The organism is Bacillus sp. AG4(2022) (assembly GCF_031844465.1).
Classification (GTDB): domain Bacteria; phylum Bacillota; class Bacilli; order Bacillales; family Cytobacillaceae; genus Bacillus_AB; species Bacillus_AB infantis.
Genome location: NZ_JAUZVH010000002.1, coordinates 248,837 through 264,079, shown reverse-complemented (window position 1 = coordinate 264,079; position 15,243 = coordinate 248,837). Strand labels below are relative to the sequence as shown.

Annotated in this window: 16 protein-coding genes; 4 read left to right on the top strand and 12 right to left on the bottom strand. The window is 45.9% G+C overall.

The window, feature by feature from the left end; genetic code table 11:
• The first annotated feature begins 83 nt into the window (after positions 1 to 83).
• A complete protein-coding gene (locus Q9R36_RS06825) occupies positions 84 to 563 on the top strand; it encodes an Hsp20/alpha crystallin family protein (RefSeq protein ID WP_009791241.1) in 480 nt (159 codons plus the stop codon).
• Between the two features lie 115 nt (positions 564 to 678).
• Here Q9R36_RS06825 and Q9R36_RS06820 read toward each other — a convergent pair whose 3' ends face one another.
• From Q9R36_RS06820 to Q9R36_RS06810, 3 genes are all read right to left on the bottom strand, one after another.
• Entirely contained in the window at positions 679 to 3,075 is a 2,397-nt protein-coding gene (locus tag Q9R36_RS06820; protein ID WP_224952033.1) for an ABC transporter permease subunit, read from the bottom strand.
• Entirely contained in the window at positions 3,068 to 3,931 is an 864-nt protein-coding gene (locus Q9R36_RS06815; RefSeq protein ID WP_009791244.1) for an ABC transporter permease subunit, read from the bottom strand. The genes Q9R36_RS06820 and Q9R36_RS06815 overlap by 8 nt, the downstream gene beginning before the upstream one ends.
• A 151-nt stretch (positions 3,932 to 4,082) precedes the next feature.
• Positions 4,083 to 4,628 (bottom strand): YppG family protein, encoded by a 546-nt coding sequence (locus Q9R36_RS06810; protein ID WP_311224690.1) that lies wholly within the window; start codon positions 4,626 to 4,628, stop codon positions 4,083 to 4,085.
• 190 nt (positions 4,629 to 4,818) lie between these two features.
• Between Q9R36_RS06810 and Q9R36_RS06805 the strand changes: the two genes are divergently transcribed.
• Positions 4,819 to 5,025, top strand: a complete 207-nt coding sequence (locus Q9R36_RS06805) for a YppF family protein (RefSeq protein WP_022544120.1) — start codon at positions 4,819 to 4,821, stop codon at positions 5,023 to 5,025.
• Between the two features lie 83 nt (positions 5,026 to 5,108).
• Here the strand turns inward: Q9R36_RS06805 and Q9R36_RS06800 are convergent, their stop codons facing one another.
• The 3 genes from Q9R36_RS06800 to Q9R36_RS06790 all read right to left on the bottom strand — a co-directional run bounded on the left by Q9R36_RS06800 (position 5,109) and on the right by Q9R36_RS06790 (position 7,524).
• Positions 5,109 to 5,477 carry a YppE family protein gene (locus Q9R36_RS06800; RefSeq protein WP_240683980.1) on the bottom strand — a complete coding sequence of 123 codons (369 nt, stop codon included), beginning with the start codon at positions 5,475 to 5,477 and terminating at the stop codon, positions 5,109 to 5,111.
• Between the two features lie 89 nt (positions 5,478 to 5,566).
• Complete coding sequence (locus Q9R36_RS06795) at positions 5,567 to 5,833, bottom strand: exodeoxyribonuclease VII small subunit (protein WP_311224689.1); 267 nt, start codon at positions 5,831 to 5,833, stop codon at positions 5,567 to 5,569.
• 704 nt (positions 5,834 to 6,537) lie between these two features.
• Entirely contained in the window at positions 6,538 to 7,524 is a 987-nt protein-coding gene (locus Q9R36_RS06790; protein WP_129611977.1) for a DUF2515 domain-containing protein, read from the bottom strand.
• A 139-nt stretch (positions 7,525 to 7,663) separates the two neighbouring features.
• On the opposite strand from Q9R36_RS06790, the gene recU reads away from it, so the two are divergent.
• Together recU and Q9R36_RS06780 are read left to right on the top strand one after the other, a co-directional pair.
• A complete protein-coding gene (recU, locus tag Q9R36_RS06785; protein WP_094767168.1) occupies positions 7,664 to 8,275 on the top strand; it encodes a Holliday junction resolvase RecU in 612 nt (203 codons plus the stop codon).
• Positions 8,276 to 8,309: 34 nt separating this feature from the next.
• Positions 8,310 to 11,054 (top strand): PBP1A family penicillin-binding protein, encoded by a 2,745-nt coding sequence (locus Q9R36_RS06780; RefSeq protein ID WP_311224688.1) that lies wholly within the window; start codon positions 8,310 to 8,312, stop codon positions 11,052 to 11,054.
• Between the two features lie 38 nt (positions 11,055 to 11,092).
• On the opposite strand, the gene Q9R36_RS06775 is transcribed toward Q9R36_RS06780, so the two are convergent.
• The 6 genes from Q9R36_RS06775 to Q9R36_RS06750 all read right to left on the bottom strand — a co-directional run bounded on the left by Q9R36_RS06775 (position 11,093) and on the right by Q9R36_RS06750 (position 15,225).
• Positions 11,093 to 11,623, bottom strand: coding sequence for a YpoC family protein (locus tag Q9R36_RS06775; protein ID WP_022544125.1), 531 nt, complete (start codon positions 11,621 to 11,623; stop codon positions 11,093 to 11,095).
• Positions 11,623 to 12,270: an endonuclease III gene (gene nth, locus Q9R36_RS06770; RefSeq protein ID WP_311224687.1), complete on the bottom strand. Its 648-nt coding sequence runs from the start codon at positions 12,268 to 12,270 to the stop codon at positions 11,623 to 11,625. Before nth ends, Q9R36_RS06775 begins: the two co-directional genes overlap by 1 nt.
• A 145-nt stretch (positions 12,271 to 12,415) precedes the next feature.
• Complete coding sequence (locus Q9R36_RS06765; RefSeq protein ID WP_009791256.1) at positions 12,416 to 13,123, bottom strand: DnaD domain-containing protein; 708 nt, start codon at positions 13,121 to 13,123, stop codon at positions 12,416 to 12,418.
• Between the two features lie 227 nt (positions 13,124 to 13,350).
• Positions 13,351 to 14,535, bottom strand: a complete 1,185-nt coding sequence (locus Q9R36_RS06760; protein ID WP_035401134.1) for a pyridoxal phosphate-dependent aminotransferase — start codon at positions 14,533 to 14,535, stop codon at positions 13,351 to 13,353.
• Positions 14,536 to 14,566: 31 nt separating this feature from the next.
• Positions 14,567 to 15,040: a cell wall elongation regulator TseB-like domain-containing protein gene (locus Q9R36_RS06755; protein ID WP_094767165.1), complete on the bottom strand. Its 474-nt coding sequence runs from the start codon at positions 15,038 to 15,040 to the stop codon at positions 14,567 to 14,569.
• Between the two features lie 14 nt (positions 15,041 to 15,054).
• Entirely contained in the window at positions 15,055 to 15,225 is a 171-nt protein-coding gene (locus Q9R36_RS06750; protein WP_009791259.1) for a YpmA family protein, read from the bottom strand.
• Positions 15,226 to 15,243 lie beyond the last annotated feature (18 nt).

Below are 15,243 nucleotides of genomic sequence, written 5' to 3'. Positions count from 1 at the left end.
AGGGTGAGTCTTTCTCAAAGGGACCAATCGGGCGCTGATTGCATAATATATCCCAAGATTCTGTTTTGGGAGGAGATGCATGAATGTCTTCACAGCTGCCTGATGGCCCAAAAAAGAAAGAGAAAAATGAGCCATTCAGCGATATCATGAAATCGATGAACACATTCTTTCAGGAAAAACCCGTCAAAGGGTTCTTGCAGAGCATTGATGATTTCTTTAAAACTCCGTTTCCGCAGAGTTCCTTTTCTGTCCGGGTATCTGAAACCGATAAAGAGCATCATATTACAGCAGAGCTGCCGGGGATAAAAAGGGAGCAGATCCATATTGATGTACTGGATAATTATATTACCATTTCAGTCAGCCACGCGGAAACCGTACTCCAGGAAGATGATAAGCACAGGACCTTCAGCCGGAAGCAGACGATGCAGCAATCATCCAGGACCATCCCGCTTCCGCAGCCTATCAATGAAAAAAAGGTCAGGGCTTCTTACCAGGACGGCCTGCTGATCATCCGGATACCTAAGCAGTCAGGCAAGAAAATCATCATTGATGAAAATAATTAATGCCTATTGAGCTCACCTGCCAAAGGCAGCCAAAGTTCCTCTTTACAGGCCGAAAAGCTCCCTTGCAATTGCAGCAAGGGAGCTTTTTACATCCGGCATTCCAGACGGCAGAATATTATTCAAGCGTCAGCCAGTCGGTAAAATAGCCTTTCGGGACAAGAAAGTAGTCTGCGGCAAAATCCGCAAACATTTTCGAATCCACTTCTTTGAATTTAAACTTTTCGTAGTACGCTGAGAGGAACTCCATCCCCACAATACGCGGGTCATTGCCTTTGACCATGAAACGGTTATTGACTAATTCGAGCAGCTTCACTGCCGGCTGGCCATACACATATCCGTTATGCGACACTTCATCCAGCGGCACATTTGAATGCTGTCGTTTAACTGATTCTTCTTCTATGCTCTTCATCCGGTTAAGAGGAAGAGAAAAAGCCCTAATTTCCCCCTCGCCTTTTCCCGCATAGAAATACATGCTGGTTGCAAACTCGGTAATCCCCTCATCCACCCATGCTTCATAATAAGGATCATTAGAAACGGTTCCGTAGAAGTACTGATGGGCGATCTCATGAACGATGGAAACCTGGTAGAAATACGAATCCTCAATATACGGATTGATCGTAACGATGCCGGGATATTCCATAAACTGACCTTCATCCAGGACGACATCAAGCGTTTCATGAGGATATTCCCCTATTTTATCCTGGTAGAAGGAAAGAGCCTTTTTGGCAAGATCAAGCGACTGTTCAGGATCTTTGTTATGATCATCCTCCGTAAAGAGCCTTACCTTAACCCCCTCTTTTGCTTCTGCTTCATATACCTTTGTATCTTTAAGGATACTGATGAAAAAGTCCCTGACCTTTTCAGCCTTCAAAGTTCCCCTGGTTTCAGAGGCTGGCGGGTCTTCATCTGCTGTTGAGGCAATCGTGTAGCCTTTTGGTATATCATAGGAAACCTTGTAATCTGAAAAATCGGTATGGTAGGTTTCCAGCCCTTCGGAATACTTCTCCTTATTCCATTTATGCTCACGGAAGGTTGCCAGCATCGGGTACCATTGGGCAAGGTAATAATTTTTATCCACTTTCGAGAAACGATTTCCTTTTTCAGGAAGGGTGAACTCATAGTTTATCTCAACTTTGCCTTTATCGCCTTTATCCATTTTTTCTGAAAGGAAGACGCTTAAGGTATCATCCTTCAGTTCATAATCCGCTTCCTTCCCGTCCACCTTGATGTGATTCAGAGTGACGGAGGCGTAGCCTTCCACGCTTTGAAATGAATGGCCTTCCTTGAATACATTCGGGATAAAATAGAACACCAGCTTATCCCAGTCATCCTCTGACTCATTCTTCACTTCAATATTGGCCGTCGATGAGAATTCTCCTTGCTTGTTCATCTTAAGGCTCAGGTCATATTCAGCCTGGCTGAAGTTTTTCACCCCTATATCCTGATCCTTTGTGGCATACACATAAGTGCCGGCACTGATAAAGAGGATCAAAAGGATTATAAGCGCCATCGGTTCAGGCGACAGCAGCTTCCTTCCTTTTTGGGCTATATAATTTTTCCTTACTGGCTTCAGCTTTGGCTCCTGTCCGGTTTTGATCCAAGGTGTTCTCTGGTAATTGGACTGGAATCGGTTTTTCATACCATTGGCCAGAAGGCTGAATGAAATGGTCGTGATCAATAAGACTGCAAGGGGCACCATTAAAATATGAAGGTTCCCATAAATATTTCCCCTTGCCTGGCCAACCAGCCCTGCCAGCTCTTTCGTTATGGAGTGAAACAGGAGCGGATCATAGGTGACCCTTGTACCGCCGACAAAGATCTCCAGCAGGCCAAGCTGCCCCATGATCGTGATCACATAGACAATCTCAAGAATGAACATGACAAGAAATGTTTCTTTGAGCTGAGGGAAAATATGTTTCCAGATCAGCCTGTGCCTCCCTGCCCCCAATGCCCTGGCAGCTTCGATGTATACAGATTTGTTCAGCTCTGCCGTTTTCTGCCGGACAGATGAGACAATGCTTGGAATGCTGACAAGGGAAGTGATCAGGATGAACAGCATGATAAGCTTCCATGTCGGAATGAATGACAGCGTGTTGATTCCCCTGAAGAAAAAGTAAACGATCAGAAACAGCGGGACAAAGCTCCACGCATTTTCAAACGCCAGCAGCCATCCCGGTGTCCGCTTCCAGGTCCCCACATACAAACCGATAATGGTACCCAGCACCATCTTGATAAAAGTTACGGCAATCGCGATGAAAACTGTGTATTTCAGGCCATTTAGAATCATGGATGCAATATCATAGCCCCATCTGTCAGTCCCCAATGGATATTCGCCAGATTCAAACGGCTGGATCGGCGGTGCGAGCACCTTTCCATCCCGATACTGTGTCTCCAGCGCTTCAGATAATTGATGGGGCGCCAAATACGGCCCGAAAACAGCAAAGAAAAGCAGAACACTGACTAGAAATACGCCAATATATAATGAGTAATTCACTCTGAGCAGCTTATTCATGGATCAGCACCCGCTTAAATAAGTAAAATAATAATCTGATAGAAAGATAAACGATCAGCGACATCAAAAGCATTGCGAACAAGCCGATCGCAATGGGCTGGAATCCATTAGCCTGGAAAATGAATTTCGTGATTCCTGAAACGTTCATTATGTATTCAACGATAAATAAATTTCCTATCCCAAGCGAAATCACCTTTGTCATTTCCGCCAGGATAAAAGGCTCGATGTTTTTAAAAACATGCTGAAGATTGATATAATCCAGCCGCATCCCTTTAGCCACCGCGGTCCTGATATAATCTTCGCCGCTCAGCTGATAGTATTTCACTGCCACCAGCTTAAACAGATACAATGTGGGGGCTATCGCCACAAGCACTGTCGGAAACCACGTGTTCAGCGCACCGGAATCCGGCCTCAGGGAAATGATCCTGATCCCCGTCATTTTATAAAATTTCACGGCAAGGATCATGCTGGCAACAATAATGATGAAATCCGGAATGGATGCCAGAATGTTAAGGATATAATTGAATCCCCTGGCTGCCCGGAACCTGCTGATAAAGACACCGAAAACCAGGCTGAGCACGACCGCTGCCAGGATCCCCGCTTCCATGATTTTCAGGCTTGTGATAAAGAACCGCCCGATATCCTCCCCGATGGACCGTGTCCTCGTCCCCTGCTGATATGTACCTAAATCCCCGTCTGCTATTTGTGTGAAAAATTCGCCGTATACCTGCGGCAGCGCACCCGGATCAAAGCTCAGCGATTGTGTTTCCGGATCTGCGGTTACCATTAACGGCAGTGAGGCAATGAGCAGGATAAGCAATACCACGATGATAAGCTGCTGTATTTGCCTAAGCATATTGACCACCCCTTTTTGTATGACCTACAGTCAATGTTTCCATTTTCCAATCCCTTCACAATTTTGTCAATAATATTCCATGAATTCCGAAATTTTCGGTTTTATATTGGTGAAAGTCACATAGAAAAGAACAGCCTCCCTCAGCTGTTCTTTATACTTTGAATATGCCTCCCAGCCCTTTGACCATAGATGAGACCTGATTAACTGCGCTCATCATTTGGCCGGCTGTATTCATCATTTTGTTGAAATCAAGGGATCCATCCTGGCCTTTAAAGGAATTCATGATCGACTGGACTCCCGAAGGCTGCTTTGCCATGAAAGACTGCTTGGGGTATGGATTCATATAAGGGTAAGGATTATGGGGCTGCTGGCTTTGCGGCTGCTGATATGCTTCCTCCTGCTGCAGCGGATTTTGAAAAAGCCCCTGGCTTACAGGCTGCTTGGCCTGCGGCTGGACTTGAGGCTGAATGGGCGGCTGCATTTGATGCTGATAGCCCTGGAAATAGGGCGGCGGATTATGTGCCTGCTGGAAAGGAATGAAGTATGCTGATTGACTGCCGGCAAAAGCCTGGGGCTGATATTGGGCCTGGGGGCTTCCTTGCATTGGAAATGCGGAATAGTATCTGTGCCGGCCGTATATGCCGCTGCCCCCTGGCTGCTGCACTCGTGCCGGAAATCTTCTGTTTTTTTGAAACATGGGCAGACATCCTCCTAATACTGATCGCTACTTTAAATTATGATGCATCTGCCCAATTTGTGCATTGCAGGTAAGATTATCCGGTTTTGTCTGCTTATGATGAATTTTGTCGGAAGTTTCAATTTTTTAAAAACGGAGAAACTTTTTTGTTTCATGATACGATATGGGAAAAGGCGGAGGAGGAACATTAATGAACATTCACGAACTGAGACTGAAATTTTTGCAGCTGAAAGATTATAGCCCCGAGAGCGTCAATGAATTATTGGATTTCGCCAAGAAAGCCTATATCCACAATGAGATCACCATTAATGAATACCGCAACCTTATTCGTGAGCTTGAAGCACAGGGAGCCGTAGCTGACTGTTCCTTCACCGCAGCAGCAAATCTGCAGAATTGATCCCCGGAGGGTATAGCGGGACACGGGCCGCATAACTTTAATCAAAAAAAAAGCTTAGCCTGCGGACAATTGTCCTGCAGGCTTTATTTTTTTTCGTCTAAATGGCCAAGGAGGACATTGAGGACATATTTGGTGGAGTTATAGTAATTAATGAAACGGGTCCGGCTTGTTTCCGGGAAGAAGCATTGGACAGTAATCAGTTCTATATGCTCCGCTGCCGAACTGATCTGATTTTCATGCAGGTTCTTGGGCCTGTTTTCCGCGATCCAGCCGGCAGCCTGATAGGCCCACTCGTCCAGCAGCTGTTTGCTATGATCGGCAAAAGGCTTTACTTCCGCATAGAAATCAGGCTTGGTTCCCCTTTCCCGCGCCTGGCGGTAATGGCCTGCCGCTTCCTCCGTGCATTCCAGCAGCTCTCTAGTCAGCCTGTCTAAATGTTTTACCTCGTCCATATATTTCATCTCCAGTTGGATATTTGTCCAAAAAAATAAAAGTAGCGTGGGTATCCAGCTACTAAAGATCATTCTTTATTTTAGACAACCTAATAGCCCAATTCAAGCTTAATGCTGTCATTACCGCCTGTCATCTTTCGGTCCCTGCCGTCCTTTTTCCCGATTTCCTGAAGCCGATTTTCAGCAATGGCCAGCCTTGATTCGCAATATATCATCTTTTGCTGATGTTCCTCCGCCATTTCTCCCCTGAATTTTGAAAGGCTTGTCTCAAGTGCTGCATCCAATTCTTCCAGCTGGTCATATATCTCATTCAGCATATGGAGCAATTCTTCTTTCTGTGAAGTGTGTTTCATCATATAACCTCCCTTTTTCATATATCTCCGACTGTACGGCTTTTTGCTATTCACTGTATTCGCCTTCTCTTTTCACTTCCCTTCACCCCTGACAAAACTAGAAGCGATTCGCCAAAGATAGTTATATTTTTCAATGGAACAAAGAGCGTTTCGACACATCTTGAATGGATGAAATATTGGTGATTGAACACACTAAAGGATGGAGGTGTTGAAAGATGGCAAACAAGGAAAAACAAAATAAGGTTCAGCCAAAAAAGCAGGAAGAAACGAAAACTGGATTCGGCAGCAAAAAGCTGGAAGGCCCGGACAGACCTTCCACCTGATGAAAGCAAGGGGGATCCCTTGCTTTTTTTTGTATTGATGGCTGAGCAGATTATGAATTGGTTTTAGTAAAACCAAGGTTCCTTAATCCAGGAACTTCATTCAATAGGATAGAGGAAGATTAGAGTCTGTAATTTGGACCTGGGTTATTATATTTTGAACTTGTCAGCATTGCGGTTCCGGCTGGTGTTCTAGAACCGTTATTTTTCGGTTTTGCCGGAATAGTGGTTCCAGCCTGGATTCTAGAACCGTTATTTTTCGTTTATAGCAGAATAGTGGTTTCAGCCTCATGTTCTAGAACCGCTGTTTTTCGGTTTTTCTTTAAAAAGCAGCGCCAGCTGGTGAACTATATCCCGCTCCAGCTGATCCGCAATGCCGGACTGCGTTTACCTTTTAAACCAAATAAACTTCTTTAATCCCGCTGCCCGTTCCAGCTGCCTCTGCTTATGCAGGAACCATTCTGTCATCAGGACAGGCTCTTCTGTCTCCCCTTCTTCTGCAAACCACTCCGGGCTGACTCCTCTCTCCTTTGACCAATCATGCTTTTCATGTATGTGATGGCTGATAACGGGGTAAGTATCTTTTAAGGTTTGCAAAGCCCGCTTTGTCCCGCCATTGAGGAATTGTTCGTAATCCAACCTTGATCCCGTGTGAGGCACTTTTCCTGCAAACTTCAGGAACTCCGGAAAATGAGCGGGTGAGAACAGAATCCCTGCAAGCCTTTTTCCGAGCATGATTCTTTCGTCCGTTTTCCTGAACTTCTTTACACTTGCTCCATAAAGCTGGCCGCTGCAGGTTGGAAACAGGACCGAGCTGAAATGCATCCAGTCCTGGATGGAAAAAAACAGTGAATGGAACACCCTCCTTTTATACACCGGATGTTCAATCACAGGGCGCTGGATCAGGTTTTGTTCATTTATTATCAGGGCAATCATTAATCTTTCCCGGTCCCCCTCCTGCCAATAGCGGTTCCATTCTTTTTCCATAAATGAAGACACATGAAAGAATGGCAGGAGATGAAACATTGGCGAGTTTTTTTTCGTCGAATATTCATAGAGAAGCAGCTGTGGAAAGGCATCTGAGAAAATGAGCCAATTGGCACGCTCATATGTAAGGAAAAGCCGCTCCCTGATTTCCGGTCCAAGGAGGCAGGACAATGACGCCTCTTCCAGATCGCACATATTCCAGCCTGCATTTCTGGAAACCATACTCGCCAGGAAAGCCCATTGGATGTCCGGGTTGGATTGATAATAGTCGAGATATGCATGGGTTCTGCTGATATTATCTTTGTTATAATGATCCGCAATCGAACGGATTTCCTCTGCGAGCATCCGTTCGGAGCTGTCAAATGTGAAATTGGCTGTTTTTCTCAAAGCAAACCTCCTTGCTCACTGTTGTTATCGTTCACTTTTTGGTGCTTTTTATTCAACATTCCAGCCGGCACTTTTGGTATGATGAGTAGTGAGCGATTGCCGGCATAGCGGCACAATGAAAACAGGCAGGTGAATGCAATTGAATTTCCACTACCCAAACGGACGAAAGTATTTGCCGCAAAAGGCGGCTGCTGCGCCTGTGAAAAAGGAGAAAAAATGGACATATTCCAACAGGGGGATGACACTAGAGGATGATATAAATGAAACAAATGCTTTTTACCTGGAAAGGGGGCTGGCTGTAATCCATAAAAAGCCCACGCCAGTCCAGATTGTGAATGTTGACTATCCTAAAAGAAGTGCTGCGGTTATTAAGGAGGCTTATTTCAAGCAAGCCTCAACAACAGATTATAATGGCCTTTATAAAGGAAGATATATTGATTTTGAAGCAAAGGAAACGAAGAATAGCACTTCTTTTCCTCTTAAGAACTTCCATGCCCACCAGATATCCCATATGCGCAGGATAGTTGCCCAGGGGGGGATCTGCTTTGTGCTGCTCCGTTTCTCAGAGAGCGAAGAAATCTTCCTTTTAGAAGCCTGCTCCCTTTTCCCTTTTTGGGAGAGGATGGAGAATGGCGGGCGCAAATCCATTGCGAAAACGGAAATAGAAGAAAATGGCCATAGGATCCAGCTTGGCTTCCAGCCCAGGATTGACTATATTAAAGTAATAGATTATCTTTATAATCTTACATGATTTTATGCAGATGTAAGAAAGGATGAATATATATATGGCAGAAAACTACAACTCAAGGGAGGAACGCCGGAAGCAGCAGTCTGCCGGCACCAAGAAAAAAACTCCCAAAAAGAAAAAAGGCGGTATCTTCAAAAAGATATTTCTGGTGCTGATCGCACTCGGGCTTGCCGGCATCATCATCGGAGCCGGTGCATTTGCATACATGGTCAAAGATACGCCAAAGCTTGATGAAGAGAAGCTGAAATCCGCTATCGCATCTGAAATTTATGATATGAACGGGGAGCAGATTGCAACCATCGGTTCCGAAAACAGGGATTATGTCGAGTATGAGGACATACCAAAGATCGTTGAGGAAGCAGTCATTGCAACAGAAGACTCCCGCTTTTATAAACATCATGGCATTGATCCGATCCGCCTCGGCGGTGCAGTCCTTGCCAACATCACAGAAGGCTTTGGTGCAGAAGGAGCGAGCACCATCACCCAGCAGGTAGCCAAAAACTATTTCCTCGAGTTTGATAAAAAGCTTTCCCGTAAAGCTCAGGAAGCATGGCTGGCCATCCAGCTGGAACGTAAATATACAAAGCATGAAATATTAGAGCTTTATATGAACAAAGTGAATATGTCGCAATACTCTTACGGGTTCGCGACTGCTTCAGAAACATACTTCGGCAAGCCGCTGAAGGATCTGGAGCTTCACGAAGCAGCACTGCTTGCAGGACTGCCGCAAAGCCCGAACAATTACAATCCCTTCAACCACCCTGACAAGGCGGAAAAAAGGCGGAATATTGTACTGACGCTGATGAATAAGCATGGATACATCACAAAAGAACAAATGGAAGCGGCCAAGAAGATTCCGGTCACATCCTCCCTGGTCGCCGAAGAGAATCGAAAAATCAATGGAGACATTCCTTATGATTCCTTCATCGGGCAGGCCATTGCTGAAATCAACGAAAAATATGGAACGATTAATGTCTTTACAGACGGACTCAAAATATACACAACACTGGACAAAGATGCACAGGAATATGTGGAAACAATGCTTAACGGCAATGAAATTGTAGAATTTCCAAATGAAGAATTCCAGGCAGGCATAACACTCCTGGATACAAAGACAGGGGAAATCCGGGCCCTTGGCGGAAACCGAAATCCTGAAGTAGAGTTTGGCTTCAACTATGCCACTGACCAAAAGCGCCAGCCAGGTTCTACCATTAAACCTGTGCTCGACTATGGTCCCGCTATTGAACATTTAAAATGGGGCACTTACTATACTCTGGATGATAAACCTTATACGTATTCCGACGGCACCAAATTCAACAACTGGGACGGCAGGCATATGGGGCCGATGAGCATGAGAGAAGCACTCGCCCGTTCACGGAATGTCCCTGCGGTCATGGCTCTTCAGGAAGTAGGACTTGATCGGGCTAAGGATTTTGCAGTCGATCTCGGCATACCTCTGGACGAAATTTTCGAATCTTATGCCATAGGAGGGCTTGGAAAAGGGGTTTCTTCCATGCAGATGGCCGGAGCCTACAGTGCCTTTGGAAACAACGGCATATACAATACTCCTCATACAGTCAAAAGCGTAGAGCTTAGAGACGGCACAAAGCTCGATTTGGCTCCGGAATCCAAGGTTGTCATGAAGGACTATACAGCCTTTATGATCACAGATATGCTCAAGAGCGTTGTAAAGGATTCTTATGGCACCGGCCAGCAGGCTAATGTGCAAGGCCTGCCGATCGCCGGGAAGACAGGAACAACCAATTATAGCAATGAAGAATTATCTAAGTACAATGTTCCTGACGGGGCGGTTCCAGATGCCTGGTTTGCCGGATATACAACGAATTATACAGCGGCCGTATGGACTGGCTATAAAGACAGGAAGAATTATCTTCCTTCAAACGGTAGAGACCAGAAAATAGCTCAAAATCTATTTAAAAACCTGATTGCCCATGTGTCTGAAGGCAAAGAAACACCTGACTTCAAAATGCCGAAAAGCGTAGAAGTCGTAAAGATTGAAAAAGGCACTTCAAAGCTCGCAAGCGCCTATACGCCAAGCGACCAGATCCTTACTGAATATGCAGTTAAAGGAGAAGCTCCTACACAGGTTTCAAAGAAATACGACAAACTTGATGCGCCGCAAGGCTTATCTGCAGTATTTGATCCAGAAGCCAATGAAGTCGTGGTTGGCTGGGAATATGGTTCAGAAGAAGGCGTGCAATTCGAGGTGAATGCTTCGGTTGACGGCAGCCGCCAGCAGCCTACGGTAACGGCTGAAAAAGGCTTAAGGTTCACTGCTCCTTCCCCTGGAAGCACATACACTTTCAGCGTTACAGCATTTAGAGATGATATGCGCAGCGATCCTGCTTCTGTTTCTGTCACCATCCCGGGAGCTCCTGAGGATGATGGACAGGAAGAAACTGAAGATGGGGAAGACGGCAGTCAGGATGACGATGCTAACCAGAATGATGAGGAAAATGAGGAAGACAATCAGAATCCTGGCAACGGCAATGGCAATGGCAATGGCAACGGCAATGGCAACGGCAACGGCAATGGCAACGGAGGAAATGAAGAAGATGACGGAGAAGGTGACGACAGCGGTTCTGAGGGTGAATCCGGCTCCGGCGGTGAGTCCGGGCAAACCGGCCAGAATGGAGGACAGTCCGGATCAGGCAGCGGAACCGGCTCCGGTTCTGGAGGGTCCGGCACAGGATCTGGAGGTTCTGGCTCCGGGAGCGGATCCGGATCAGGCAGCGGCTCCGGGTCTGACGGAAGCAATTAATCCGGCGCATCTTTCAAAAGTCTAAATGTAAAAAGCGTTTAAGCTTTATGCTTAAACGCTTTTTCTATGCTTGCTTTCTTTTGGCGCTGCTTTTCTAGTTCAGCCTGCAGCTCACATAATTGAATGAACGAATGATAAAGAAGCGGACTGGACAAAACAAATTCCAGCCGTTCATTTAAGTTAGCTGGCTTAACATTCAATAGCATAAACTCTTTAGGAGTATCCAGCCTGGCCGGCTGTCCGTTGGTCCAGAACAGCATTTGAACGAAGATGCCTATAGCAGACCTCATCAATTCCGCCAATCCCAACCTCTCCCGTTTCCCATGCAAAGCAGCAATGGAGGATTTTACCTCCTCCCACTGTTCAATCCTTGCGGGAAAGAACTCTTCCGCCTTCTCCCATGGCCTGAGCGCTTCAATCCCATTATAAAAAGCAATCTCATAGATGAAGATCGCATCTGCCTGAAACTCATCTGCCCAAGCTGGCTCCCAGGCTTCCTCCTCTCCCACCAGAAATGGATGGTAGACTTCAGGAGACACCTGCAGCATGATTTTTTCGCTATCCGCCATTATTTCCTCTTCATCCTTTTCCGGCCTTCCCTGCAAAGGTCAAGGAGCGGGCAGATTTCGCACTGGGGGTTTTGCACCTTGCAGTGATATCGGCCAAAAAAGATCATCCGATGGTGCGTAACTGACCATTCTTCTTCAGGCACCTTTTTCATCAGTGTTTTCTCTACTTCAAGAACAGAATCCTTCCACCTGCAGAACCCGAGGCGTTTGCTGACCCTTTCCACATGGGTATCTACAGCGATTGCAGGCACATCGTAAGCCACAGAAACGACGACATTTGCCGTTTTCCTTCCTACCCCGGGCAGCTTTGTCAATTCGTCCCTGTCATGCGGGACAATCCCATTATACTCGTCGATGAGGAGCCTGCAGAGCTTGTGGATGTTCTTTGCTTTGTTCCTGAACAGGCCGATCGACCTGATGTCGTTTTGCAGCTCATCAAGGGAAACAGCTAAATAATCCTCTGGCGTTTTATATTTTTGAAACAGGTTTTTGGTAACCTTGTTGACCAGCGCATCTGTACATTGAGCAGAAAGGGCCACTGCAATAACAAGTTCAAAAGGGTTTTCATGATGAAGCTCGCAATGGGCATCAGGGAACATTTCGCCCATAACATCCAGGCAATGCCTGATTTGTGTTTTATTCAGCATTTGTATCACCACTCTGTATTTAAATATGTTTTCATTATCTTAACCTTTTCTCTATATCCTGTCCTTCCAAACGCTCTTCAAGCACCTGGAGGGAGCATTCAGGAAATCATACAAAAAGGGCGGGAGAAGTCCCCCGCCATTAACATTATTGCTCAAGCCAGTTGTAAAAAGGAATTGATTTTTGCTGAACAGGACGTTCATCCGTTTTTTGCCTTGAAGACTGCGGCTGGTTTTGACGGAATTTGCGTCCAAAGCTCTTCGCCTGTTCAATTGTCTTAATCCCATTTTTCTTCCATTCGAATAAAATACGGTCGATATAACGGAAATTAAGCTTACCGGATATAACTGCCTCCCGCAATGCCGCTTTAATGATGACAGGGTCATGGTGGTCATCATCCATCCACATTGCCAGCGTTTCACATTCAAAAGGCGAAAGCGGCCTTCCGAATTCTTTTTCAAAGCATGTATACAGATCCATCTCTTCCTGCTGATGGGATTTAAGATCCTTTTGTTTGTCTTCGAGGAGGAATTGGTCAACCACCCTTTCCCAAAGGGGTTCAAGCGAATACTTTTCAAAGCGTATTCCCTCATCCGAAAAGCCGTCAAGAATTTCAATAAATCCTTTCTGGATCAGTTTCCGGATCATATCGGTGCATGCTGTATCAGAAATCGTCATTCGGGACGAAATTTCATTCGGGGTAGGAAAGTCTCTGCCTTTTTCAATAAAGGACGATATATGCAAAAGCAGGACGAGTTCCTGTTCAGTTATATTCATTTTATGATAGCGGGCCAAGAGGGCACCTGGTATGGACAGGCTCCCTTCCTGGAGCCACTTGATAATATTGTCTTTCATCCTGGACACCTCCTTTAAAGTATATCATGAACATTCAGGGCCAGTAAGGAGAATAACAGGCAACGCTGCCAGAAATTAGGTCTGAAACAGCACAGGGCATGAGTGCATATGAATAAAAAAATCCGCGTAAGCGGATCTCTTTATTTCCCTTTTATGCTGTAAGCGGAAAAGAGCATTGGCCATTCATGAGGCGCGAAAACGTCTCGCCTGCTGTTATGCCATTTAGATCACTGGGCCTTTTCTGCCACAAACCTGCGTATACGTTCAACAGCCTCTTCCAAAGATTCAAGCGAAGTTGCGTAGGAAAGGCGGATATTGTCCGGAGCACCGAATCCAGAACCGGGAATGACCGCTACCAGGGCTTCCTCAAGAAGCGCTTCGGCGAATGCATCTACATCTTTATAGCCCGTCATTTCGGCTGCCTGCCTGGCATTCGGGAATAAATAAAATGCGCCCTGCGGCTTAATGCAGGTGAATCCCGGTATAGACACAAGCTTTCCGTAAATCTCTTCCAGCCTGCCTTCAAATGCCTGCCTCATTTCCTCGACCGGATCCTGTGTGCCGGCATAAGCGGCAATGGCGCCGTACTGGGAAGCAGTGGCCGGATTTGAAGTGCTGTGGCTAGCCAGATCGGTCATTGCCTTGATGATCCTGCTGCCGCCAGCTGCATAGCCGATTCTCCAGCCTGTCATCGAATGCGATTTAGAAACACCATTCACGATGATGGTCTGCTCTTTTAATTCAGGTGACAGCTGTGCTATGGACACATGGCGGTTATTGCTGTATACAAGTTTCTCGTATATTTCATCCGATACGATCAGGATGCCTTTCTCAAGGCACACTTCCCCAAGCGCCTTCAGCTCTTCCTCCGTATAAAGCATTCCGGTCGGGTTGCTTGGAGAGTTGATGATGACTGCTTTGGTTTTCTCTGTAGCCGCATCCTTCAGCTGCTGCGGAGTGATTTTAAACCCATTTTCCTCAGAGCCTTCTGCATAAACAGGGATCCCGCCAGCCAGCTTTACCTGCTCAGGATAGCTGACCCAGTACGGCGTAGGGATGATGACCTCATCTCCTTCATCAAGAAGCACCTGGAACAGGGTGTACAGCACATGCTTTGCTCCGCTTCCGACAAAGGTTTCATTGATTTTGTAGTCAAGCCCCTGGTCTTTTTTAAGCTTTGCAGCTATTTCGGCTCTCAGCGCAGGAAGACCTGCAGATGGAGTATATTTCGTGTTCCCCTCATTCATTGAAGCCAATGCAGCATCTATGATATGCTGCGGCGTGTTGAAGTCCGGCTCTCCTGCCCCCAGCCCAATTACATCGCGGCCCTGTGCTTTCAGTTCCTTTGCTTTAGCTGTTATCGCCAGCGTGGAAGAAGGCGTCAGCGCCTCCACCCTGCCTGCTAGCTTTATTTTCATAGCTTGCGCCTCCATTTCATCCTCATCATAAATTTTCAATCCGCTTGAGCATTTCCCCAGTTTCGAAATGAATATAATAATAATTGATCAGACCGCCATTAGAGCGGTAATACACTTCCCAGAGAGGAAAGCCCTTTTCCATCCCCAGCTTTGCAGAAATGATCTCTTTTGGCTGCTTTTCCCTTTTAACTATATCAATCGCTTCTTGTTTAGATATGCCGTCTTTTGCATTTTTGACAACCGGCTTCCCTTTTTTCTCAGGAACCCAGACAATGAGTTCTGTTCCTGCTTTATCCTGTCCCTGCAGGACGTAGAAGGTTTCCTGTCCGTGATAAAGGGTAAAACTGTCCATTCTCTCGAGTGCAGTCTCTTCTTTTGCCCTCTCAAACGCTTTTTCTGAAGCTGCTTTGACCGGTTCTGTTGAAGCAATATACACTTTAGCAGCTATCCCGATCAGAATGGCTGCCGCAATGATGCTGATGATGATCCATTTTTTCATATTATCACTCTGCTTTATGTACGATAAATGGTGAATACCGCTTTATTTTGATCTTCCTGGTCAAGTGCCAGGCCGAACATTAAATCTTTCTCCTTTAATGTTCTATTCAATGAATCGACGATTTTATACAAATCGGGGCTGTTGGTGATTTTTACAGTCGACAGCACTTCTATTTTGCTTTCCATTGTTCTGCTCCTCTCTCC